This window comes from Sulfitobacter sp. 1A15299 (assembly GCF_043556915.1).
Lineage (GTDB): Bacteria > Pseudomonadota > Alphaproteobacteria > Rhodobacterales > Rhodobacteraceae > Sulfitobacter.
The window spans coordinates 1-22,805 of the sequence record NZ_JBIFFJ010000038.1; the positions used below are offsets into that span (position 1 = coordinate 1).

18 protein-coding genes, 8 pseudogenes and 1 other annotated feature are annotated in these 22,805 nt (G+C 57.2%); of the genes and pseudogenes, 6 read left to right on the top strand and 20 right to left on the bottom strand.

What is annotated here, in order from left to right; all coding sequences use genetic code 11:
* Positions 1-209: 209 nt before the first annotated feature.
* Together ACGYK7_RS17500 and ACGYK7_RS17505 are read left to right on the top strand one after the other, a co-directional pair.
* Positions 210-1,095, top strand: a pseudogene (locus tag ACGYK7_RS17500) (DUF1403 family protein).
* 2 nt (positions 1,096-1,097) lie between these two features.
* Positions 1,098-1,694, top strand: coding sequence for an SMC-Scp complex subunit ScpB (locus ACGYK7_RS17505; protein WP_394403704.1), 597 nt, complete (start codon positions 1,098-1,100; stop codon positions 1,692-1,694).
* 261 nt (positions 1,695-1,955) lie between these two features.
* On the opposite strand, the gene ACGYK7_RS17510 is transcribed toward ACGYK7_RS17505, so the two are convergent.
* Together ACGYK7_RS17510 and ACGYK7_RS17515 are read right to left on the bottom strand one after the other, a co-directional pair.
* Complete coding sequence (locus tag ACGYK7_RS17510; RefSeq protein WP_394403705.1) at positions 1,956-3,320, bottom strand: acetolactate synthase large subunit; 1,365 nt, start codon at positions 3,318-3,320, stop codon at positions 1,956-1,958.
* Between the two features lie 50 nt (positions 3,321-3,370).
* Positions 3,371-3,499: pseudogene (locus ACGYK7_RS17515) on the bottom strand (thiamine pyrophosphate-binding protein); the annotation flags it as partial.
* A 415-nt stretch (positions 3,500-3,914) separates the two neighbouring features.
* On the opposite strand from ACGYK7_RS17515, the gene ACGYK7_RS17520 reads away from it, so the two are divergent.
* Positions 3,915-5,024, top strand: a complete 1,110-nt coding sequence (locus ACGYK7_RS17520) for a Fic family protein (protein WP_394403706.1) — start codon at positions 3,915-3,917, stop codon at positions 5,022-5,024.
* Between the two features lie 283 nt (positions 5,025-5,307).
* A complete protein-coding gene (locus tag ACGYK7_RS17525; protein ID WP_394403707.1) occupies positions 5,308-5,565 on the top strand; it encodes a hypothetical protein in 258 nt (85 codons plus the stop codon).
* Between the two features lie 367 nt (positions 5,566-5,932).
* On the opposite strand, the pseudogene ACGYK7_RS17530 reads toward ACGYK7_RS17525, so the two are convergent.
* Positions 5,933-6,067: pseudogene (locus tag ACGYK7_RS17530) on the bottom strand (IS6 family transposase); the annotation flags it as partial.
* Between the two features lie 70 nt (positions 6,068-6,137).
* Between ACGYK7_RS17530 and ACGYK7_RS17535 the strand changes: the two are divergent.
* A pseudogene (locus tag ACGYK7_RS17535) lies at positions 6,138-7,512 on the top strand (IS256 family transposase).
* 53 nt (positions 7,513-7,565) lie between these two features.
* Here ACGYK7_RS17535 and ACGYK7_RS17540 read toward each other — a convergent pair.
* From ACGYK7_RS17540 to ACGYK7_RS17620, 17 genes and pseudogenes are all read right to left on the bottom strand, one after another.
* A pseudogene (locus tag ACGYK7_RS17540) lies at positions 7,566-8,170 on the bottom strand (transposase); the annotation flags it as partial.
* 62 nt (positions 8,171-8,232) lie between these two features.
* Positions 8,233-8,346: pseudogene (locus tag ACGYK7_RS17545) on the bottom strand (transposase); the annotation flags it as partial.
* 172 nt (positions 8,347-8,518) lie between these two features.
* Positions 8,519-8,959 (bottom strand): hypothetical protein, encoded by a 441-nt coding sequence (locus tag ACGYK7_RS17550; RefSeq protein ID WP_394403708.1) that lies wholly within the window; start codon positions 8,957-8,959, stop codon positions 8,519-8,521.
* Between the two features lie 114 nt (positions 8,960-9,073).
* Positions 9,074-9,640 (bottom strand): annotated as a pseudogene (locus tag ACGYK7_RS17555) (IS630 family transposase); the annotation flags it as partial.
* A 43-nt stretch (positions 9,641-9,683) separates the two neighbouring features.
* A pseudogene (locus ACGYK7_RS17560) lies at positions 9,684-10,997 on the bottom strand (IS3 family transposase).
* Positions 10,556-10,662: a sequence feature (AL1L pseudoknot), on the bottom strand. It overlaps the preceding pseudogene by 107 nt.
* 28 nt (positions 10,998-11,025) lie before the next feature.
* Positions 11,026-11,783, bottom strand: a protein-coding gene (locus ACGYK7_RS17565; RefSeq protein ID WP_394403709.1) for an IS5 family transposase whose coding sequence is annotated in 2 segments (ribosomal slippage) — positions 11,026-11,447 and positions 11,447-11,783 — 759 coding nt in all. Because the reading frame shifts where the segments join, the coding sequence is not laid out codon by codon here.
* Between the two features lie 322 nt (positions 11,784-12,105).
* Complete coding sequence (locus ACGYK7_RS17570; RefSeq protein ID WP_394403710.1) at positions 12,106-12,486, bottom strand: hypothetical protein; 381 nt, start codon at positions 12,484-12,486, stop codon at positions 12,106-12,108.
* A gap of 38 nt (positions 12,487-12,524) precedes the next feature.
* Positions 12,525-13,391 carry an NAD(P)/FAD-dependent oxidoreductase gene (locus ACGYK7_RS17575; RefSeq protein WP_348409612.1) on the bottom strand — a complete coding sequence of 289 codons (867 nt, stop codon included), beginning with the start codon at positions 13,389-13,391 and terminating at the stop codon, positions 12,525-12,527.
* Between the two features lie 45 nt (positions 13,392-13,436).
* A complete protein-coding gene (locus ACGYK7_RS17580) occupies positions 13,437-14,849 on the bottom strand; it encodes an NADH-quinone oxidoreductase subunit N (RefSeq protein ID WP_394403711.1) in 1,413 nt (470 codons plus the stop codon).
* A gap of 3 nt (positions 14,850-14,852) precedes the next feature.
* Positions 14,853-16,340 (bottom strand): NuoM family protein, encoded by a 1,488-nt coding sequence (locus ACGYK7_RS17585; protein ID WP_394403712.1) that lies wholly within the window; start codon positions 16,338-16,340, stop codon positions 14,853-14,855.
* Between the two features lies 1 nt (position 16,341).
* On the bottom strand, positions 16,342-18,252 hold the full coding sequence (locus tag ACGYK7_RS17590) for an NADH-quinone oxidoreductase subunit L (protein ID WP_394403713.1): 1,911 nt from the start codon (positions 18,250-18,252) through the stop codon (positions 16,342-16,344).
* Positions 18,249-18,554: an NADH-quinone oxidoreductase subunit NuoK gene (gene nuoK / locus ACGYK7_RS17595; protein WP_120351440.1), complete on the bottom strand. Its 306-nt coding sequence runs from the start codon at positions 18,552-18,554 to the stop codon at positions 18,249-18,251. Before nuoK ends, ACGYK7_RS17590 begins: the two co-directional genes overlap by 4 nt.
* 1 nt (position 18,555) lies before the next feature.
* Positions 18,556-19,377 (bottom strand): NADH-quinone oxidoreductase subunit J, encoded by an 822-nt coding sequence (locus ACGYK7_RS17600; RefSeq protein ID WP_394403714.1) that lies wholly within the window; start codon positions 19,375-19,377, stop codon positions 18,556-18,558.
* On the bottom strand, positions 19,374-20,288 hold the full coding sequence (locus tag ACGYK7_RS17605) for an NADH-quinone oxidoreductase subunit H (RefSeq protein WP_394403715.1): 915 nt from the start codon (positions 20,286-20,288) through the stop codon (positions 19,374-19,376). The genes ACGYK7_RS17600 and ACGYK7_RS17605 overlap by 4 nt, the downstream gene beginning before the upstream one ends.
* The gene (locus ACGYK7_RS17610; protein WP_394403716.1) at positions 20,285-21,289 is read right to left on the bottom strand and encodes a hypothetical protein; all 1,005 of its coding nucleotides are present in this window, start codon (positions 21,287-21,289) and stop codon (positions 20,285-20,287) included. Before ACGYK7_RS17610 ends, ACGYK7_RS17605 begins: the two co-directional genes overlap by 4 nt.
* Positions 21,290-21,303: 14 nt before the next feature.
* Positions 21,304-21,645, bottom strand: a complete 342-nt coding sequence (locus ACGYK7_RS17615) for an NADH-quinone oxidoreductase subunit A (protein ID WP_394403717.1) — start codon at positions 21,643-21,645, stop codon at positions 21,304-21,306.
* Between the two features lie 163 nt (positions 21,646-21,808).
* A complete protein-coding gene (locus ACGYK7_RS17620) occupies positions 21,809-22,315 on the bottom strand; it encodes a DUF305 domain-containing protein (protein ID WP_394403718.1) in 507 nt (168 codons plus the stop codon).
* Between the two features lie 263 nt (positions 22,316-22,578).
* On the opposite strand from ACGYK7_RS17620, the gene ACGYK7_RS17625 reads away from it, so the two are divergent.
* Positions 22,579-22,755 carry a hypothetical protein gene (locus ACGYK7_RS17625; protein ID WP_394403719.1) on the top strand — a complete coding sequence of 59 codons (177 nt, stop codon included), beginning with the start codon at positions 22,579-22,581 and terminating at the stop codon, positions 22,753-22,755.
* Positions 22,756-22,805 lie beyond the last annotated feature (50 nt).

Sequence of the window (22,805 nt, forward strand, 5' to 3'; positions counted from 1 at the left end):
GGTCCACCCATTAAATGGGAACTTCCTCGACGAGAGGGCCGATTTCGGGCCAGTCCACCCATGAAATCAAAACGACAGTTGAACTGTCTGGCAACATATCTTCTATGTCCGATAATGTAAACTTATTGGACATAACTAGGGACAGCAAGGTGGGGCGGTTACTGCGCTATTTTTTGGTAGAAAGCGCCGTGCGAGTGTAACCTTCGGACATGACGTTTGCCCGACTGAATCATATCAGCGACCTCGACACGCTACCCCGGATGCCGGCCTGGGTCACGTCCACACGTGCCGAAAGCGCTGAAGATGCTGCGTTTTTGTCGGGCGCGGCGCTCAACTACCTGCATATTGTGCTGGCACGTGAGGGCGTCCCCCAAGCCTTGTTGCGGGACCGGCTGGCGCTGCGGGCTGCAGAGGCCTTGGTCGCGTTTTCTGGTCGTCCCGAGCGGGCAGGGGAGCTGCGCGACGCGGTGCATCTTCTGCGCCCCGGTGATTTGCCCGGACCGGCCGGTGAATCCTACATGGCTTGGCGCCGCGCCGTGGATCGTCCGATATCGATTAAGGCTCTCGGTCGAGCCTTGCCAGCGCTTGCGCCGGGCCAGATCGCCAGCATGGCTGGATGCGGGGAAAGGGGTGCCAGTGACCCGTATTGTCATGGTGCTGGAGGCTGTGCTGACAGAGGTGCCGCGTGGAGAGGGAATAGCGTTGATCCTTGCGGATGCCGTCCTTGCAAAGGCGCTAGGCTGGGATCACCTCCTGCCGCTGCTCGCAGCAGGTCTGAAACGCGCCGACCTGCGCAAACAAGGCGATGAGCTATGCTTGGCCTGTCATCGGGCGCTCATCTCCTCGGCTGTCGAGGCTGGGCGCATGGCCGCCGACCTTGCCCGACGCGCCGCGCATTTGAATGCGGTCGCACCGAAGCTGGGGGCAAAGGCATCTGGCGAGGCAGTCGAGATGTTTCTGACCCGCGATGCTGTTGCGCCTTCGGCTTTGCCCTTGCCGGATCGCGCCGCGCGGCGGCTGTGTGACCGGCTGGTCGACCTCGGCGCCGTGCGCGAGCTGACCGGCCGTGACACCTTCCGGCTCTATGGTTTGTGAGGATGGCGAGGGACAGGGCTGAACCGGAGCTTGACCGCGAGCTGGCCGACACGCCTCCGGAGCTGCGCTGGCGGGAATGGATGCGGCGGATCGAGGCGGTGCTGTTTGCCTCGGCTTCGCCGGTCCCGCACGAAGACCTAGCCCGCGTGGTGGGGCAGGGGGCCTCGGTCGACCTGCTGGTCGAGGATCTGGCCGCCGATCTGCAGGGGCGGGCTTTCGAAATCACCTATGTCGCCGGCGGCTGGATGTTCCGCACGCGTGCCACCTACGCGCCCGCGATCCGCGCTGCGGCAGATGTCGGCGAACAACTGCTGGATTTGAGTGAATTCGACGTCGCCGTTCTGGCGGCCGTCGCCTATCACCAGCCAATCACCCGCGACGGGCTCAAGGACATCTTTGGCAAAGAGATCAGCCGTGACCTGATTGGCCGACTGCATGCACACAACCTGATCGGGACTGGACCAAGGTCTCCGCAACGCGGTGCGCCCTATACCTTCGTTACCACGGATCAGTTCCTTGTCGCGTTCGGGTTAGAGAGCCTTCTCGATCTTCCCGATCAAGAGCAGTTAATCGATGCAGGCATGACTGTAGGAGAGTGAGGAGGATCATCAGGAGCGTGAGCACCTGATCTACGGGCTGGGCATAAGCCGATCGAGTTTTCGCACGTAAGACCTGTCCCGGTCGATCGGACGTGGTGCCGGAGATGCCGGACCGTTTTGTGGCGGCTGCGCGTATATCTGGATCTTTGGCCGTACGTACATTGGGTGTGCCGTGTTGGTTACAACACCAGTCTAAATAAGCTACTGTTTTTTAACAAAAGCCGAATTTTAGGGTAGCCCACACCCGGTGCAGTGGCTTTTTCAAAGAGCGACCTCGATAAGAAAAGGCCCGTGGTGTGCAAGGCCTTCTCGGAGTGCTGCTTCAATTTCATCACAACTTGAAGCCCGCTGTGCGTCGACACTCATCGATTGCGCCATTTGCACCCAATCCAACGCAGGGCGGTCAAGCGACAGCATATCGATAGCGCGCGGTCCGGGATTGCCGACCCCTACATTAGTGAGCTCGCCTCGCAAGATCTGATAGCTGTGATTGGCGAAAACCAAAATCGTGATGTCAAGATTTTCGCGCGCCATCGTCCAAAGCGACTGGACTGTGTACATGGCCGATCCGTCACCCGTAAGGGCCAAGACCTTTCGATCGGGGCAGGCAACGGCCGCGCCGATGGCAGCGGGCAAACAATAACCGATGGATCCGCCGGTGTTGTTGAGCCATGTATGCTGAGCTGCCCCTTTTGTGGCGGGAAAGAATGCACGTCCGGTCGTGACGGATTCGTCAACTATGATCCCGTTTTCGGGGATCGCGCGGGCGATATGTGCGGCAAGGCTATCAAGGGTTATTAGCCCCTCGGGACGTTCTGGTAGTGCGGCCTCTGCCACATGTGCGGGCAGCGTATCAGTTGCACCTAATGCCGCGCAGAGCGCTGAGAGCGCTGCGTCGATATCGGTTCCAGCATGTGCCAAGTTCAGGATTTCAGCATCAGGGTCGGTCAGCACCGCAGGTTTGCCGGGATACGCAAAAAAAACAATCGGTGCCCGCGCGCCGACCAAAACTATCCGCTTGAATGGCTTCAGTACCTCCAACGCGATGTCGATGGGATATGGCACCTTGCCGACAAAAACCCGGCCCGCTCCACGTTCGAGCCGCGCGTTGGACCACTCCGACAGCAGCTTGCACCCTGTTTTCGCAGCGATCCGGCCAGCAATCTCCAGATTTGCTTTGGTCAGGGCACCACCGCCCAGCAACAGCAGGCTGTCAGGGCCAGTCAACGCGCGTGTCGCATCATCCAGCACATCTTCGGCGAAAGGCCGCGGGGAAGGGTTGGGCAGGGGCGGATGGATCACGCCGCCGCTGCTCCAAGCAGTATCGCTTGGCAGTACAAGCGACACGATCTGCCCCGGTATGATCTTGGCTGCCTGCACTGCTTCGGCGGCATCCTTGCCAACAGTTTCGGCAGAGGGCGAGGTGCGCACCCAATGGGACATGGGTCGTGCGATCCCCTCGATATCGGCAGTCAGCGGCGCATCAAGTTCGATATGGGTCGCTGCATGTTCGCCGATGATGTTGACCACTCCGGAACCAGCCTTCTTGGCATTGTGCAGATTGGACAATCCGTTCGCCAGACCCGGTCCGAGGTGCAGCAAGGTCGATGCAGGTTTGCGCGCCATCGCCAGTATCCGTCGGCCGCCCCCGTAGCGACTCCCTCCTGCAGCGCAAGCACGGAACGCATGCCAGTGATGTGATCCAGTGCTGCAACAAAGTGCATCTCCGATGCCCCGGGATTGGTGAAACACACCTCTACGCCGCTGTCGATCAACGTATTTACAAGGCTTTCGGCTCCGTTCATCGGGGGGGGTATCGGTCATGTGTAGCTTTCCTCTGATGAGACCAGTACAGCACGCGCTGATCTTTTTCCGAGTACCTTGTTATTGTTCTGACGGACAGGGTTTCGCGCATTTATTAAGATGACAAGAGCAGCTGCATGATTAGCTGACTTCAGGCGAGGTTGTGAAACTTGGCTGGTCATGAGAGGTGGCTACATGTGCAGAACAAAGCCCTTACCGGTTCAGAATTTCTGTAAGAAATGTTTACCCATACTCCCATATCCTTCCTCTTCGCTTTCAATTGGTCGGGCTTTGACTTTCGATCAGTCGAAGGTGTGAGCAGGGTTTACGTGTAATTACACTCCTCTGAGTTATAGATTGACTTCTATGGCTCGAAAATGATCAATATATGAGGTATAGGAAAGACCGCTATAACTCATGGCATGGAACTGGAAGATACCTGGTTGGCCGGAATTTCGGTATGACACTGCAACTCTCGCACCGCTCGAGCAGCGTTTCTTGCTGTCGGCGGGTGAAATTCTGGGTGCGGTTCACCATGTCAGTCCGTCGGAGCGCGATCAACTGCGCATCGACTTACTAAGCGATGAAGCCATGAAAACCAGCGCCATCGAAGGCGAGATGCTGGATCGCCAAAGCGTGCAGTCTTCGCTGCGCCGCCAACTGGGATTGTCGCCTGACAGCTATCCAACCAAGCCCAGAGAGCAAGGTGTCGCCGAGATGATGGTCGATGTCTATTCGACTTATGCCGAGCCACTCACGCATGAGACCCTGTTCCGATGGCATAGTATGCTGTTGTCCCATGATCGGCGGTTGGAAAGCGTTGGTGCCTATCGCCAACATGAAGATGCCATGCAGATCGTCTCGGGTCGCCTGGATCGGCCAACAGTGCATTTTGAGGCCCCACACTCCAAGCAAGTTCCAGATGAAATGGATCAGTTTGTGGATTGGTTCAAGGTTACTACGCCGGGCGCCGACAAGCCATTGCCGGCGCTCACGCGAGCTGGACTCAGCCATCTATACTTTGAAAGTATCCATCCTTTTGAAGATGGTAACGGTCGCTTGGGTCGCGCTCTGGCAGAAAAATCTCTAGCGCAAAACATGGGCCAACCCAGCCTGATCGCACTTGCCTTTACGATCGAGCGGGAGCGGAAGACCTACTACGATGAGCTCGAGCGGCACCAGAAAACGTTGGATGTCACGCCATGGCTGGAATGGTTCGCGGAGATAATCCTGACGGCACAGCAAGTCACCCTGGATCGGGTTGGGTTCTTCATCGCGAAGGCACGTTTCTATGACCGGCATCGCGATCAGTTGAACGACCGCCAGGCCAAAGTGATTGAACGCGTATTCAGGGAGGGGCCGGACGGGTTCAAAGGTGGGCTTAGCGCTGAGAACTATATTTCGATTACCGGAACGTCGCGTGCAACGGCAACAAGGGACTTACAGGATCTGGTTGAGATGGTAGCTCTGAAAAGGACCGGCGAGCTCAGGTACACGCGTTATTGGTTGAACCTACCGCGCGGGTAGATCTGATCGAACGGTCGAAAGCATCTGGAAGTGCGTCCTTTAAAGACCTTGCTGCTTCTGCTTCGGTGTCACTGACACCGCAACTCTACCGTAATCAATAGAAGGGCGCGAAGCGGACTTTGGCCCAAAGAGCAGAACCAGGTTAGCAGTGTCCCAACAGTTGGTATAATTCCCGCTGGTAGCGCGGGCTGAGCGGAGCCTTCGCATAGCGAAGCGAGGCGCGTGCGGGTCGCTTGGCGGCCATGGTTGTTCTTCGGCTAAGGTTTGGTTTGCGGACCTAACTTTGACCAAGGAGAACGAGCTGGCCGAAAATCACCTCATAGCGCCGCTCGCCAGCCGAGGGATCGTCGGACAGGTGACATCGGCGGCGATCGTCTATGATGCCGAAACCACTCATGGCGGTAGTGGCAGGCCTGTACTGAACACCAATGGTGAAGTCGTGGCCGTCAACTCTGCTATTTTACCGGAATACGGCGGATCCAACCTTGGTGTTCCAATTGCGAATGTGAGGGCTCTGTTGGAGGAAGCCGCCGTCAAGTGAGTTTTTCAGGCTTTTGAGAAAATAGCGCCTCGACAATAGTCGAACCGCCAAGATCCGAGATACTAGGCGCCTTCTCCGACTGCTTCAACGGCATTGCCATGTGTGAACGATCAAGCAGATCTGACCTGTCTTTAGGTGCGCGTTTCGCGGCAGCCTATCGTAGGGCTGTCTCCGGGAGCGCATTGATTGTCGTTGCCTATCGCCTTCGATCCTTAGGTGCCCTGCTGAAACGACCTTCAGTTTCATATGCTATCTTGCACAGGGCGGCTTCTGGTTTAGCAAAACGCTGAAGAAAGAGGCCATGACAACCCTGCGGGGCATCGCCAAGTTGTTGTTTTGGGCTTTTACGGTTCCGATGATCGGTAGGTTACGCCGCCATGTCGGCGGTGTAGTCGGCCCAGAGGCCGAAAGCATCGGCCCGTGCGTGGCGGTATGAGGTTGCTGTGAGTCTGTAACGGCGAGGACGGAAGATTAGATTGATTGGGTCATGTGCGTAGAGAAAACTGGGCGAGAGTGTCCGATCTTTTGTGTAACTGCGAACTGGTCCATGCTTCCTGAGAGGAGCAAGGACGATGACCATATCCAAGGAACTGCTGGACGAACTACTGAAGGGCTGCGAGCGGCCTGAAGCCCTGCTTGGCGATGCCGGGCTAATGAAAGAGCTCAAGATCAAGCTGATGGAGCGGATGCTCGGTGCTGAGCTGACGGCACATCTGGGCTATGAAGACGGCAAGGATGCCCCGCCTGATCAGGCCAACCGTCGCAACGGCTCATCTGCCAAGAGATTGAAGGGGCAAGACGGCGAACTGCCTATCGCTGTGCCGCGGGACCGGCCCTCTCGGCAGATTGCTTTGCAATCGCCTGCCGGGTAGTAGACGGCAGCTTCGAGCCTGAACTGGTGAAGAAGGGGCAGACCCGCATTGATGGGATGGATGACAAGATTATCGGGCTTTACGCCGCCGGTCTGACCGTCCGCGACATCCGTGCTCATCTTGAGGACGTCTATGGCCTGCAAGTTTCGCCAGACTTGATCAGCCGCGTGACCGATGCGGTGCTGGATGAGGTTCGGGAATGGCAGTCCCGGGCGCTGGACCGGATGTATCCCATCGTCATTTTTGACGCTCTACGGGTCAAGATCCGCGACGCCCCTCTCGGGACATTGCTTCGCAATGCCCTGCCGGGCAGTGGATAGCCGCATGGTCAAGAACAAAGCCGTCTACGTGGCCCTCGGCGTCAGCAGGGATGGCGTGCGCGAGGTTCTCGGTCTTTGGATCGCTGACAACGAGGGCGCCAAATTTTGGCTCTCGGTGATGACAGAGCTGAAGAACCGTGGGCTGCAAGACATCCTGATTGCGGTCGTAGATGGTCTCAAGGGCTTCCCTCCCTCTCATCGAAACTGCGTTTCGACTGCCGGGCAACGGATGCCATCACAGCAGCCTTTCCGGACACGGCCGTGCAAACGTGCATTGTTCATCTCGTGCGCCATTCGCTGAACTTCTGTGCTTGGAAAGATCGCAAGGAGGTGGCAGCCGATCTGCGGCGGATTTACAGCGCCCCTATAGCCGATCAAGCTGGCTTGGAGTTGGATGCCTTCGAGGAAAAATGGGCCGGGAAATATGCCTCCATCGCACCGGCCTGGCGCAGAGCTTGGCAGGAAGTGATCCCGTTCTTTGCTTTTGATCCTGCCATCCGGAAGATCATCTACACCACCAACGCCCCCTCTCGGCAGCATGCTTTGCATGCGCCTGCCGGGCAATGATTGAAAGCTTGAACCGTGTAATCCGCAAATCGATCAAGACGCGGGGATCGTTCCCGACCGAAGACGCTGCAACGAAGCTGATCTACTTGGCGATCCGCAACTTTGAGAAAGGCGGCCGGAATGTTCGAGAATGGTTTGCAGCCCGCAATCATTTCGCCATAATGTTCGAGGATCGCTTCAATGCGTGACTGTATCTAAAACCCGCATGGGCCAGGCCAGATACACAAAGTTCATGACACTCCCGTGCTTCGACCAAGATTGGCACCCGTGTCCCGACAGCCTTGCGTCGGGCCTTTCGCTTGCGCACCGCCAGCCCTTCCTCGCGGTAAAGCCGATAGATCCGGTTGATCCCCGAGGGCTCGCCCTCGCGGCGCAGCAGCACGAAGAGCCGCCGATAACCGAACCGTCGACGCTCATTGGCCAGATCCCGCAACCGACCGCGTAGAACCGTGTCCGGCGCACGCTTAGCCTGGTAGCGGACCATCTTGCGGTCCGCCCCGGCAATCCGGCACGCCCGCCGTTCCGATAGCCCGAGAAGGGCCTTCAGATGCGCGACCGCCTCGCGCTTCACGGCAGGCGTCACCACTTTTTTGAAACCAGTTCCTTCATTGCAGCCAGATCGAGCATCTGCTCGGCCAGCAGCTTCTTCAGCTTGGCGTTCTCATCCTCAAGCGTCTTCAGCCGCTTGGCCTCAGACACCGTCATGCCGCCGAATTTGGCCTTCCAGTTATAAAAGGTGCCTTCCGACATGCCGTGCTTGCGGCACAAGTCCGCGCATTTTGCGCCTGCTTCGTGCTCGCCAAGGATGCCGATGATCTGTTCGTCCGTGAATCTCGTTCGCTTCATTGTCCGTCCTCAAGTTGGGCCGGACTCTAATCGACGGTGGAGGAAAAATCCCGTGGCAGGTCATCGCGGATCCGCTCCCGCATTGGACCGCACAGCACCTTGTAGCGGTACTTTGTCGCCCAAACGACATGATATCGGTAATAAAATCTGGTATGTGATCCTGTAGAATAGGCCATGAGAGCCCCCCTGCGTTTGAAGCCTTACCCCTTCGGAGGCTTCAAACGCAGGGGGGCTCTCATACGGTTTCACGCTGAAGCGGACCGGCTGAAAGCCGGTCCGCTTCAATCCGTTAGGTTGAAAGTGAATCACAAAACTATGCAATCAAACAAGAATTAATGGGTGTGCCGCCTAGTCTTTACCGCGCATGTTCGCTGCAGCCTCGCTCACCAGTGCATCCGGGTTCTGCGCACAGATGGCCACAAAGTTTTCCAAATTCTGCTCCATATCGGTGTGAGCCATGGCGTCCGCCTCTTCCGTATCTTCCACAGCTTGGGTGTCATTGATCATCGAGCCTGAAGTCTCCTGAGCGTCCGTGGCTTTAGTAACAGAAATGTCGCTTGGCGCAGAACCATCATTTCTTGTCTCGCTGATCATCGAACCGACGTGATCACCGCCATCGTCAAGCTCAGCAATCGCCTTGTATGCGACTTCCAATTTATCATTGTCGCTTAGCTGAGCATATTGGGCGCAGGTCATGGTAGCCATGACCGTATGCGCCGCTGCAAAGGCAGGCGCAGAAACATTGCCCAGAACCCCAACAATCGCGATTGTTTTCAAAGTCGTTTTCATTTTTAGCTCCTATCTGCAAAGTGCTCTAGAGAACAACGCAGCTTGAGATTGTTGGTTCCCGAAAAAGGTGTAACAATTTTATAGATACTCCAACGCCCGAATTGCCCTGAGGGTTTACCCCCAAATCACTTTGTATTCCTTGAGCGATACGACGCGGAAGTTGTCGGTGACGGTGTCGCGGAATTCGGGCCATTTTGCTGGCAGGCTTGTGCGGAAGAAGTCGAAAATTGCCTCGGTGAACTGGTTGGACGTTGCATAGTGCCGATTGTGTGTGACCCAATCGTGCATGACGCCCCAAAGGCGCTCGATAGGGTTAAGATGCGGGGCATATGCTGGCAAGAAATGCAACTTCACCCGGCGCTCTGGGCTGTCGAGCCATGGCTGAAGTATCTTGGCATGATGATAGCGGGCATTGTCGACAAAGACATGGATGGTCGTCATGGTTTGGTTGTTGCGCTCCAACTTTGCCAGCATCTGTTGGGTTGTCTGGGCATTGATCTTCTCGCCTTCCACAAAGGTGAACTGGAAGGTCTCAAGGTCAAGCGCGCCCTGAATGTTGAGCCGCTTGCGGCCTGATGTTGCCTTCAAGGCCGTCTTTTGTCCCTTGGGGAACCAGCCATGGGCGGGGCGGCTCTGGTGTTCGGGGTGGACAGCGTCCGAAAAGACAACCATCTCATCTGCGGTCTGAATCGCCCCGGATTTACCGGAGACCTATAGCTTCATTTCACGCGACCATATCGAGCACGTCGTGCTGTGCATAGAAGTTCTGTTCAGCCTCTGTTGGCGGGATGTTTCCGATGGGACCAAGTAGACGCCGGTTGTTGAACCAATCGACCCAGCCGAGGGTGGCCAGTTCCAGATCCTGCATGTTGCGCCACGGTCCTTGGCGATGGACCAGCTCTGTTCTGTAGAGACCGTTAATTGTCTCAGCGAGGGCGTTATCATAGGAATCCCCGACGCTGCCGACCGACGGTTCGATGCCAGCCTCAGCCAAACGCTCGGTGTAACGAATGGACAAATATTGACCGCCGCGATCCGAATGGTGAACCAATCCACTTTTCTGGACCGGCCGCCGATCATGCAGGGCCTGCTCCAAAGCATCGAGAACAAAATCCGTTTTGGCGGATCGCGAGACCCGCCACCCCACGATGCGATCAGCAAACGTATCGATGACGAAGGCCACATAGACAAAGCCCTGCCACCCCTCTCGTGACATTGCTCCGCAATGCACTGCCGGGCAGTGGTCGACATGTAGGTGAAGTCGCTGACCCAGAGAAGGTTAGGGGCTGGTGCTCGGAACACGCGGTTCACCTTGTCACGCGGACAAGGCGCTGACGTGTCAGGGACGGTTGTTTTGACCACCCTGCCCCGCACAGCCCCACGGATGCCAATCTGTTTCATCAGTCGCTCCACCGTGCAGCGCGCCAGCTCAAAGCCCTCGCGCTTCAGCTGATGCCACGCCTTACGAACGCCGTAGACCTGGTAGTTCTCATCCCAGACCCTTTTGATCTCGGGACGCAGCTCTGTATCCCGTTGATGCCGTGCCGAAGCTTTGGACGGATCAACGAGGCATGCGAGACGGTGGTAATATGTTGACGGTGCAATCGGCAGGACCCTGCAGATCGACTCGACGCCGCAAACAATGCGCTGACCCTCAATGAAGGCGATCTTCGCTTCAGTGGGCGGTCGAGTTCCGTCCCGCTGCCCGGCAGCGCATGTAAACATGCGCGAGAGGGGGCGCAAAATAAGCTGACGCCTTGCGGAGAATTTCATTCGCCTGGCGCAGTTCACGGTTCTCTCGTTCCAGCGTCTTGATGCGACCACGTTCCTCGGTCGTCACGCCATCCCGCATGCCGCTGTCTTTTTCAGCCTGTTTGACCCATCCGCTCAAGGTCTGGGGAATACAGCCGATCTTGGGCGCAATGGCCGCTATCGCGCCCGCCTGCGTTTCATAAGAGCCTTGATGCTCGAACACCATCCGGACCGCACGCGCGCGGACCTCTGGCGAGTAGCGATTTGCCATTTTGCTTTTTGTCATAACCATCATCCTTACTTAGGTTCAGGACTCATAACCAAAATATGACGGTTGCAGCGAGGGCGATTGCCGACAGGAATACTTTTGGACATCTGTCATAGCGGGTTGCGACGCGTCGCCAGTCTTTGAGCCTGCCAAACATTCTCTCAATGCGGTTGCGGCGCTTGTAACGACGCTTGTCGTATCTAACGACCTTCTTGCGCGACTTGCGACCAGGGATGCAGGGCCTTGTGCCCCTTTCCGACAAAGCTTCGCGGAACCAATCGGCATCATAACCTCGATCCGCGAGCAACCATTCTGCATTTGGAAAACTGCTCAGCAAAGCCATGGCACCGGTGTAGTCGCTAACCTGGCCAGCGGTGATGAATAAGCGGATCGGACGGCCGCTGGTGTCCGTAACGGCATGTAGCTTTGTGTTCATGCCGCCATTGGTCTGCCCAATCAGGCGTCCACGCCCCCTTTTTTTAGCCCCAAGCTTGATGCGGTGCGGTGAGCTTTAAGATAGGTGGCATCGATAGAGATTGTCTTGTTGTCGGGGGCTTCTGCCGCCAATCCTGTCATGATCCGGGCAAACACACCCATATCACTCCAACGCTTCCAGCGGTTGTATAATGTCTTAGGTGGACCGTAGGCAGCGGGCGCATCACACCAGCGTAAGCCGTTGCGGTTGATGAATATTATGCCACTCAAAATGCGTCTATCATCAACGCGTGGCCGACCTCGGCTCTTTGGGAAATACGGCCGAAGCCGCGCCATCTGCACCTCAGTCAGCCAATAAAGATTGCTCATATTTTTCCCCACTAGTTTGGGGGGATGAATCACGCAGGCATAGCGACTTCAACCAGCTTTATGGGTCCTGAGCCTAAGGCTCTGGCAGTGGCACTGAGCCCGCCCAAAGTGGTTACCGCCAACCCCAGAAGGGCCGCGCGGAACATGGCAATGGAATTCATTTCCATTCCTTTCAAAATATACAGATGAGAACGTCGCGTGGAGACGCGGCGCATTGTTTAACTATTTGGGAATTTGCGAGAGACTGCGGCAACATGCAGACCGCACGCACAGATCTAAAGACACTCCACCTCGGCGGGGAACGCGACTTAAGGCTCAGCCGTTATTGCAACGTACGTGGCGGCGGGATCTCGGTCGTGGCGAAAATTCTGTAGGAGTTTATGTGTAGTGCTGGGTGGCTGACATCAAAGCGAATCGCCGAAGGTTGCGACAAAGTATAGGGATCGCAGGACGTACTCAGGCAGTGGCCTGCCATTGCTGCACATCCATCGCCACTCATCCCACTGGGAAGGCCACACATCGAAGCCGTGTGAACAGAAGCCATTTCACCGGATGTCAAACCAGCGGGTGCAGCACCCGCAGCATGCGTCATGAGCGAAGACAATGTCATTGTCAGCGCCAGCAGAAAAACCAGAATTGTTTTCCTCGCCTGTGTCATGTCATCCCGTTTAGATAAATCTTCAATGTCTTGAGCAGCTAACACAGCCAATCTCTCCTTAAAAGGCGTTTCCTGATGCAGTTCTACTGGCGCAAAGCGTTATGGATCGCGGTCGCGGCCACCGCACCTTGCCCCATTGCAAAAGCGATCTGATCAAGCCCCTCGACGATATCGCCGATGGCATAAAGACCGGCGACCGAGGTTTCCTGCTTGGCATCAACGACGACGCAACCAGATGCATTGCACTTGGCGCCGATAGATACGGGAAGATCAGAACGCGGGCTGGTGCCGAGGGCCACATAGAGCGTATCGAACAGATGCTGCTGGCCCGTCTCCACCTCGACCAGAACTTGAGTGTCTGTCAAAGACAGGCGGCGCATCGGCGACGCTAAAACTCCGATATCATCGGTGGCATGTGGCACGTACCCCTCGGGTGGAATGAGCGTCACATCATCGGAATAACTGCGAATAAAGCGGGCCTCTGCCAGCCCGTGTTCGCCATGCCCCAACACACCGATCTGTTTGCCGCGAACTTCATAAGCGTCACATATCGGGCAATAGCGGATAAGCCCGCGCGACAGACCGAGGTCATGATCCTGTTTTGAAAGTGGCGGGCCATGGTTGATCACGCCGGAGGCCAATATAACGGTCCGTGCAGTGGTGGTGCCATTTGCGGTCGTCACACGGAATGCGCCATCTGTTTTGGAAACCTCCAGCACCTCATCATTGATGATCTCTGCGCCATAAGTTTCAGCATGGGATTGCATCCGTCCAAGCAGGTCCTCGCCCGAAATGCCGTCAGGAAAGGGAGCAAGATTGTGCGTCGTGGGGATTTTCAGCGCCCGTCCTGCGCGCGCATCGAAGACCACGACCTCGCGCAGAAAGCGGGCAAGGTAAAGTGCGGCGGTAAGACCCGCTGGCCCGCCACCGATGATGAGGCAGTCTTTCATTTCGGTTATCCTATAAAAACTTGTTAAATTTGCCACATGATGCAGTTATCCCGGCAATAGCTGACTGAGTTGAAAGGCTGTGAACGCGCTTCCGGCCAACACAGCTCCGCCGATCACGAAAATGCCCCCGATCAACATTGCCACACCACTTGAGCGATCAAGCACAGCGATCTCCTCAGGTGGCGCGTTGAAATATGCGCGGCCCATTACCCGCGCATAGTAGAACAGCGACGCAACGGTATTGGCAGCTGCAACCACCGCGAGCCAAGTATAGCCTCCGTCTACCGTGGTCATGAACAGCGCCAATTTACCCAGAAATCCGACTGTTGGCGGAATGCCCACCAAAGAGAGGAAGGAGACCACCAGTACCGTCGCCACGAGCGGGCGCCGCTTGGCCAAGCCGTCGTAGTCGGCGATAGCCGTGCGCCCGCGTAGGTATGCCACGACCGCAAAAGCTGCGAGATTGCCTATCGCATAGCTGGCTATGAAGGCCAAAAGGGCGCTCAGCGCATCTGGGCTAAGCCCCAGAACGGTGACGGCCATCAATACGTAGCCTGCCTGTGCCACCGAGGACCAGCCGATTAGCCGACGGATATCATCCTGCCAAAACGCGGCCAGATTGCCCAAGGTCATTGTCGCTGCGGCTAAAATCGCGATCAGCGGGCGCAGGCCAAGAAATTCGGGGGGCACAAGCTGCACGAGGCGGGCCAATGCGATGGCCGCGCCGATCTTGGGCACGACCGTCAGGAATGCGGCTGAAGGGACTGGTGCGCCTTCGGCCACATCGGGCAACCATGCATGCGCGGGTACTGCGCCCAGTTTGAACGCGACGCCGGTTAGGGTTAGCGCAAATCCGACAAAGAGCAGCGGAGAAAGCCCAGTGCCGAGCCTTAATGAAGCGGCAATATCTGCGTATCCGGTGTTCCCCAAGAGTCCCAGCATTAAGGTGACCCCGGTAATCAGCAATGCGTTTGCCAGTGCTCCCATGAGGAAATATTTCATGCCAGCTTCGATGGACAGCGCCCAGTCGCGGTGCCACGCGGCCAGCGTGTAGCCGGTGACTGAAGACAGCAGCACCGCGATAGTGAGTTGTAACAGGTCTCCGGCACCGGCCATTGCCATGGCCCCAAGCGCACCAAGCAGGAGGATCGTGTAATATTCTCCATGGCGTGGATCGGTGCGGAACCAGCCCGGTGCCAGCAGAATACAAAAGGCCGTGCCCAGCAGGATCATCAATCGCGCCCAAAGGCTGGCTCCGTCCAGCGCCCAAGTTCCTGAAAAGGTGAACCGGGTTTCCCCCAATTGCCCCAGAACCGAAACAATGGCGACGGCAATGCCTGCGAGGGCGATGAATGCCGACCCGGCTTGCAATCGTCGGGGCGCAAAGGCCGCAAACAGCAGCGCCAACACTGCCGCCATGATGATCGCGATCTCAGGGGATACGTCGCCGATTGGCACCGGTCAGCTCCCTATTATGGCAGAGGAGGCGCTGCCGATCAGATCAAGCAACCAGCGCGGATAGATGCCGATCAGAATGACCAGCGCCACGATCGCTGCAAGAATGCTGCCTTCACGTAAGCTGACATCGGCAAACCCCTCGCGCGCTTTTGGCAGGTCACCAAAGAACACCTGTTGCAGCAACCGCAGAAAGAGTGCGGCAGTAATGAGAATGCCCAGCAGACCAATCGCAGCGATCACCGGAAAGACGGCAAAGGTGCCGACAAAGATCTGCACTTCCGCCACAAAACCGGCCAACCCCGGCAACCCGAGGCTGGCAAAAGCCGCAATCACGGCAGCGGCTGTCAGTCGAGGAGCCACTTTGGCCAGCCCGCCGTAAGCATCCATGTCATAGGTCCCACTGCGCGCCCAGAAGCCACCGGCAATCAAGAACAGCGCGCCGGTGATTAACCCGTGCGCTACCATTTCGACCACCGCACCGGTCAAAGCCATTTCGCGCGCGCCTTCTGCGCCGTTCAACAAGGCTCCTGCGGCGGCGATGCCCAAGACGGTATATCCCATATGATTGACCGAAGTGTAGGCGATGCGCCGTTTTAGGTCGGTTTGCCCCAAGGCGACGATGGCTCCCCATAGGATAGAAGCGAGTGCCACAATCGCCAGTGGCAATGCATAGTCGGCGAAGGTTTCGCGCATCATCTGAAAGGGGATCCGCACGAGCCCATAGGTCCCCATCTTCAGCAAGACGCCAGCGAGGATGGCCGACACCGGCCCCGGTGCCATGACGTGCGCAGGTGGCAACCATGTGTGAACCGGAAACAGGGGGGCCTTGACGGCAAACCCCAGAACGAAGCCCAAAAGGATCAAACCACCCCGCAAATCCATCCCTGCCAATGGCTGCGCAGCAATCAAGGCGCGCATGTCAAACGTGATTGGGTCAACTGTCAGCACCAGCCCGATAATCGCCAGCAAAATCGCGAGGGACCCCGCCAACGTGTAGATAAAGAACTTGAGCGCCGCACCTTGGGCGTCACCATGGCCCCACCGTCCAATTAGGAAGAACATCCCGACAAGGCTAAGATCAAAGAAGACATAGAAGATCAGTAAATCGAGGACCATGAATAGGCCCAGCGACACCGAATCCAGAAACAGAAACCATGCATAGTAGGCGCGGGGACGTTCAGGATTCTCCATCGGCCATGCGATGCAAGCGATAAAGAGGACGCCGCTCATCAACGAGAGCGCCAATGACATGCCATCCACGCCCACGCGCCAGAAGACACCGAGCGCGGGTATCCAAGGGGCCTCCGCATAGGCCTGAAAGGCAGGGGCCGCTGAGCTTGTGTCAAACTGGTACCAGACGATTAGAAGCAGCAAGAACGACAATGTCGAGGTTGCGACCGCGATGATGCGGGCAGTGGCATGGCCGAGACTGGGCAGAACGGTCAGAGCCAGGGCGCCCAGCATCGGGATTAGGATGGTGAGTGTCAGCATGTCATGCTCCTGCAGCGAGAATGGCGATCACGGCGATGACGCCGCCGATAATGTAAGCGTAATAGTGGTGCGAGAGCCCGGTTTGCAGGCGGCGAATGTCGCGGCCTAACATACCGGTCAGGCGCGCACTGCCTTTGGGTATGCCATCAGAGATCGTCTCCCCGAAACGATCGCTGACCTGAGCGAGCCAGTCGCCAAATGCAGCAGTGTTCCGAATACCCTGATCAACAACACGGTTGTCCATTTCCGCGATAAAAGCCGCCCCTTTGCGGCCCATGAAAGCGACCCCACGAGGCCCCGCGTCAATGAGAGTGTCGTCAATCCAAGCCGTTGTACGGGCAAGCGCATCAATGGGTCGCACAACGGCGATGGTGATCAACTTGGGCAGCCCGAGCCAATCTGAGGCGGCAGCAGTGGCACCGCTTGTTCCGAGCGTAGGGTGCCGCCGCACCAGATAGACGCCGCCCAAGACACCGGCGGCGACAAAGGCCAGCGAAAGGCCAAGCATCAAAGGGCTGCCTTTGGGGAGCGTCATGTCCAATAGGGCGGCAAGTGCCTCAGCCAGGGGCGGATACCACAGAAGGCTTGTTGTCAGCGTTAATGCAGCGAGGATACCCAGTCCGATGGTTTCCATCATGCCAGGCACTTCGATTGACCGCTCGTCATCGCCGCGCCAGCTAAATGCCAACAACAAGAAGCGCGTCGTATAGGCCGCGCTCAGTGCGCCGCCGAGCATCACTGCGATTGGCAGCCAATACCCAGTATGTTCAACCGCTTTAATGATCTCTTCTTTACTCCAACCACCTCCCGCAGGCGGCATCCCGGCAAGTCCGACTGCTGCTATAGCTGTAAGCCCCCCGACGATTGGCAGCGATTGGCCCAGCATCATTTTATCCAGGCGGTAGCTCCCCGCAGCATCGCCTGCGAGGCCCGCCGAAAGGAAAAGCGGCGCTTTGAATGTGGCGTGGACAATCAAGTGCAGCACCGCGATCCCCGGATACCCCGCGCCGACTGCAACGAACATAAATCCGAGTTGGGCCGAAGTGGACGCTGCAAGCAGCCGTTTGGCGTGGTTCTGCAAAACCCCGGTGACGCCACCCGCCAAAGCAGTGATCAACCCGATTAAGATCGCCGCGACGCTAAACCCGGGAGCGATGGACAAGGATGGCTCAAGCCGCGCGATGATATAGGCTCCGGCTGCCACCAGCGTCGCCGCATGGAGAAGCGCCGAGACCGAACTGGGGCCAGCCATCGCCCGAAACAGCCAGGGCGAGAAGGGAACCTGTCCGGCTTTCGAGGCCGCCGAAAGAAGGATTCCAAAGGCTACGATCCACTGAAACGTGCCTTCGAGCGTTGCGATACCGGCATAATCGAAAGACCCCGTGGCGGAGTAGAGCGCCATCGCCGCGGCAAAAAGTCCAAGGTCACCGAACCGCGTCATCACGAAAGCATAAAGGCCCGAACGCGGGTTTTCCATGTCGCGCCACTTGTGCGAGATCAGCGCCCAGGAACAGGCGCCAATTAGCTCCCAGCCGATAAGCAGCGTCAAAAGATCATCGGCGACGACAACCAATTCCATACCGCCTGTGAACAGGATCATGATGCCAATTAGCCGCCCCAGCCCACGCGCTTGTTCATGCTGTGTGGCGTGAAGGACAACAGCAAGTGCTATGGCGGGAACCATGAGAGCAACCGCCGCTGAGATCGGCGTGAGAGAGGCGGTAAGCCGGAGTGCATCCGACCAGATCAAGTACGCGGTCCAATCTTGTGTGACGGCAGCTAACGCCAAGACGAAAGTCCCGCCAAGCACGGCCACTGCCAACCCTCCAAGCCAGCCGCGCGACCGATTACCCATCACCGCGATTAACACGCCTGACAAAATCGGTAGAAGGGGGAGTAGCCAAAGCGTCATTCTTTCAGCGTCCCGAGCGCTTCAATCACATCCGCTTGGCGTTTGCGATAGACGGCAACAACCAGAGCAAAGCCGATTGCCAGTTCGACTGCCATCACCGCCATGATCAGGATCGCAAGCAATTGTCCCTCAGGCGCCCCTTCAAGGGTAAAGGCCCAAAACCCCACAGCCGCGAGTAGGGTGCCATTTAGCATCAGCTCCAAGCCCATCATCAGCATTACAAAGGATTTCTGTGATAACGCACCGAACAGACCGATGCCAAAGAGCGCCGACGCGACAATCAATATGGCCGTTAACGACATATCAATGCTCCTTCTTCGGCTTGGTGCCGTGGCCTTCATGCGGGTCCGGTGCTGGCTCTTGTTTGGGCTTCTTTGGATCGGCGCCTTCGGGGTCAGCGCCGGTTGTGTGTCCTACGTGACCCGTATGCCCTGCTGACAACGCCGGGTCGGCGTCGGCCATCTCGTGACCCATATGGCCAGTGCCTTGGCCGTCGTCCTTCTCGTCAGTCATCTTGTCATGACCACCATGACCACCATGCCCTCCGTGGCCACCGCCTTCCTCCACCTTGCGCCCCGCAGGTGTTCCGCCCGGATGAAGCCCTGGGGGGATAGCACCCTCGTCCGACACTCCAAACCGGCCACGGCGGCTCGATAAGATGACAGCGCCGAGCATGGTCGCCAATAGCGTTACCCCGGCGGTCTCGAATATCAGCATCGAGTTGCCCAGCAGGTTGATGCCCAGATCACGCATGGTATCCCGACCCGCAGGCAGGGGATTATGCGGTAGGTCAGTTGTGAGCACCGCGACTGTGAGGCCGATAAAAGCGACAATGCCCGCTCCTATCGACAGGCGGTATTGATGCACCATCTGCATCGGGTTCAGGCCTGCCGGGTTCATCATGAACATCACCATGAAAAGACCCATGACCATCATCTCGACCGCCATCATAAAGACCGTGGCGACGCCGATGTAATCGGCAGACATCAATAGCGCGATGGCACCGACACAGATGAACGAGACCATCAGCGCGAATGTTGCACGGATCATCGAGTCGACCCGAAAAACCCGCCAACCGCTCCAGATGGCGATCGCCGAGAGGAAATAGAAAGCAATATCCGTCATGCCAGCGCCACCAGTCCGGCCAGCAACAAGTCCAAGAAGGCAATTGGCAGCAGGACCTTCCAGATCAGCCCGAGCATCCGTGCTACGGGCATACGCGCCAGCAGATGAGACAGGGCGATAATGACAGCCATGATGGTTAGTGTTTTGAACGCGAGCCAGACAACTCCCGGAAGGACCGGGCCGAGATAGCCGCCCAGAAATGCCGAGGCGGCCACTGCAGAAAAGCCGACCAACATGGACAATCTTGCCACCTGCCAACCGGACCGATTAGCGCCTGAATCCTCAATCGACGTGCCGCCTGCAAGGTCAGCACTGTCGGCGTAGTCGAGTGGTCCGCGCAGCGTAAGTGACAATCCCAACAGTATGAAGAGGGGCAGCCCAAGCGGTTGGCGGATCACGTTCCATATGTCCTCTTGCGACGTCACGATAGCGCGTAGATCAAGCGACTCTGCAGGCAGTGCGGCGGCGATCAGGACAAACATGCTAAGCAGCATGATCGGCAGCCCAATAGCGACATAGCGATAGGCCCCGATCAGGGCGAGCGGGGAATTGGGTGCCCAGCCGTGCAAAAACACAAGCACAACCACGAGGGACTCGCACGCCCCCCACAGCACCACACTGGTTTCGAGGCCAATCACTGCAGACTGTGGTCCGAGCGGTACGACAGCGAGACCAATCGCACCGAGCGTCAGAAAACCCGAGATGGACAGGAACCAGTTCATTCTGTCTGGCGCCTCGGTCGAAATGCGTTGCCGAGACACTTCCGCCGCAGCGGTATAGAGCGGCGTTAGCAAACTGCCCCCAGTTCGTCCGGCCAGCCATCGGTAGAAAAACGTGTCCAGAACCGCAGCGATAAGCATGCCGACAGTCATGAATACGAGCATTATTATCAGGGTGAGGGCGACGCTCATGACATGTGCCCTGCATGGACGCCGTGATCCATGCCGCCCGCCATTGTATCGGGCTCGGGATCAGAGGTATTGGCGCAAATGGCGCGCAGCGATGCGTTGTCAAAGCTGTTCAAAACCAGCATGGCTTCGTGCCATTCCAGACCGATCAATAGATCATCAAGGCCTATTTGCTGGACGTGCAGGTTGAAAATGGGTCCTGAGGTGCCGGTCAGCAGATCAAAGCGCGTGCGTACGTCCGATCCGTCATGAGTGCGGCCCAACCCTTCGGGGATTGCTGCCCGCGCGCCCGATAAGCGGATCAGCCGTTTGACGGTCGCATTGCCGATGTTGGTGGCGCGTAACATCCGTTCGGCCAGTGTGGGCAGTCCCAGAAGATTGAGTAGAACCCAACCGCGTTGTTCTTGGGTTTCGAACGGCGGATGCGCAACCGCAACGTTCTGTATCGTGTCGCCTTGGAGAGTGAGGGTCAGGACGAGCCCGGGCGGGAACATGGGCAGAAAGGGACCGAAATCTGCTGTGTAGGCATCCAGCTCCAGCCCATCCCGCAAATCGGCGGCTGTCATCGCCATTGGCCTTCCATATGGCGTGCCGCCCATCATGCCTTTACCGCCCTGACCATGTGGCCCGACCCCGTGCCACTCGTTTGGCGGGGCATCGGGCAAAAAGTCAGGCTCGGTCTTGAGACTGCCAATTAGCAGATCTCCGTGAATTGCCCTCAACAAAACGCTGATGTTCGCTATTTCTTCTATTCTCGTCGCGCCTGACAACTCATTGCGAGAATGCCAGAGAGCGCTGGCGCGGGGGTGCGGCAACTGGTCATGCAGGCGGTGCAGTTGAGGTAGAAGAGCCTCTGGAACCGTGCCTACAACGAACAAGATCGCTGCGGCTCGCGGCGTCTCAACAACGCGCAATCCGGGGGCTTTAGCCAGCACGCTCGCGGCATCTGCAGGGGCACCCTCGCCAAAGGCTACAAACACCGGCACTTCGGCCAGCCCTGCCATTTTTGCAAGCCATCTCATTCCCACCGAAAAACACCCTCCCGCCAGCCATAGACGATCCCGACCGATAGAATGACCAAGAACATACCCATCTCTGCCAGCGCCTTGGGGCCTTCCTCTACGAAAACTACAGCCCAAGGATACATGAACATCATTTCCATCTCGAAGGCGACGAACAGCAGCGTCATTGTGTAGTACCGGATGTGGAAACGTTGCCATGCATGGGTCTCAGGATCACTGCCCCCGAGTATAGGGCGCTTCTGAGGATAGGTGCTTGGACCTGCAGCACCTGCGCGCAATGCTGCGGTGAACAGCATTGAGAATGCAAAGATCAAAATGATGGCGATCAATGTCGTCATGAATTTTGGTATCCCTTATGCCCAAGCAAGGTTACCTATCGGCGCGAACTATAAAAGCCTTCCTCCTGCTGGAGCCTTGCACTTTTTCTGAGGCCTGCGCGTCAAGTGGCTGTGACATCAAACAGTAGACCAGATCACAGGAAGGCTATCTTGCTGGCAAAATTCAGCCCTTTTCACCGTACCAGCTGTGGCGCCAGTCGATCATTTTGCCGATCTCTTGGGCCTGAGCATCGATAATGCTCCTCGAAAGCTTCTTGATGTCGCTGTTGGAACTCTGTTTCAGAGCGACCGCTGCCATTTCAATTGCAGAGGCATGGTGCGGCAGTTGTGAATCGATGAATGCTTTGTCGAAGGGTGCCTTTTTTGCGAGTTCTTCTGGGCTGTCCATCCCGAGCATGCTGCGCTCATGGGGATGGGTTTCCGTCGCGACTTCATCAGGGCCATCAAGGTATTCGATTATGCCATCAAGCGTTTCGATTTCTTTCTTCTGATCTTCGATCATGGTCTTTGCGAACTGGACGAGTTCGTTGTGCTCGCCTTTTTCCACCGCAACCTCGGCCATTGATACCGCCATCGCATGATGGGCGGACATCATATTGACGAACCGTAGATCGGAATATTCTCCATTGTGAACCAAATTTGCGGTCGCTTGGCACTGTGAAGTCATCATCGTTCTCCTTTGGTTAGTATTGGAAACGCGGAATAGCCGCTATGGTTCCGGTCGGATAAGTTGCGCCACGGGTACACGGGTAGAGGCCTATCTTTCCACCTCAGATTTTCGCTGAAGCATGTGCTTTTCAATAAAAGGCCAGAGAGCGAAGCACGGCGCACGGGGTTTGGCTGGAACATTATCAGACAGTCAGAGTTCTGGGTAAAAGATGCCTTTGAAGCCAGTTAGCCGGCTCAGCGCGCCATTAGAGAACGGAGCACCCGATGCCAAACGAACCAGACTACGCCAAAGAAAAGCGCCCGCCGCACCGCAAGCGGCATAATGCACAAGACGATCACGAGGGAGCCGCTCACAGTCCTGAAGAGTTCGATTCAAAGAATCCACAGAAAGTTCTCAAGGACGACGACCAAGCCGGGAGTGTGCGTAATTTTGTGCCCTGACGCCTTTAGTTACGCCATGGGAAAGCGTTCTTCGAACATGATGGCGAGTT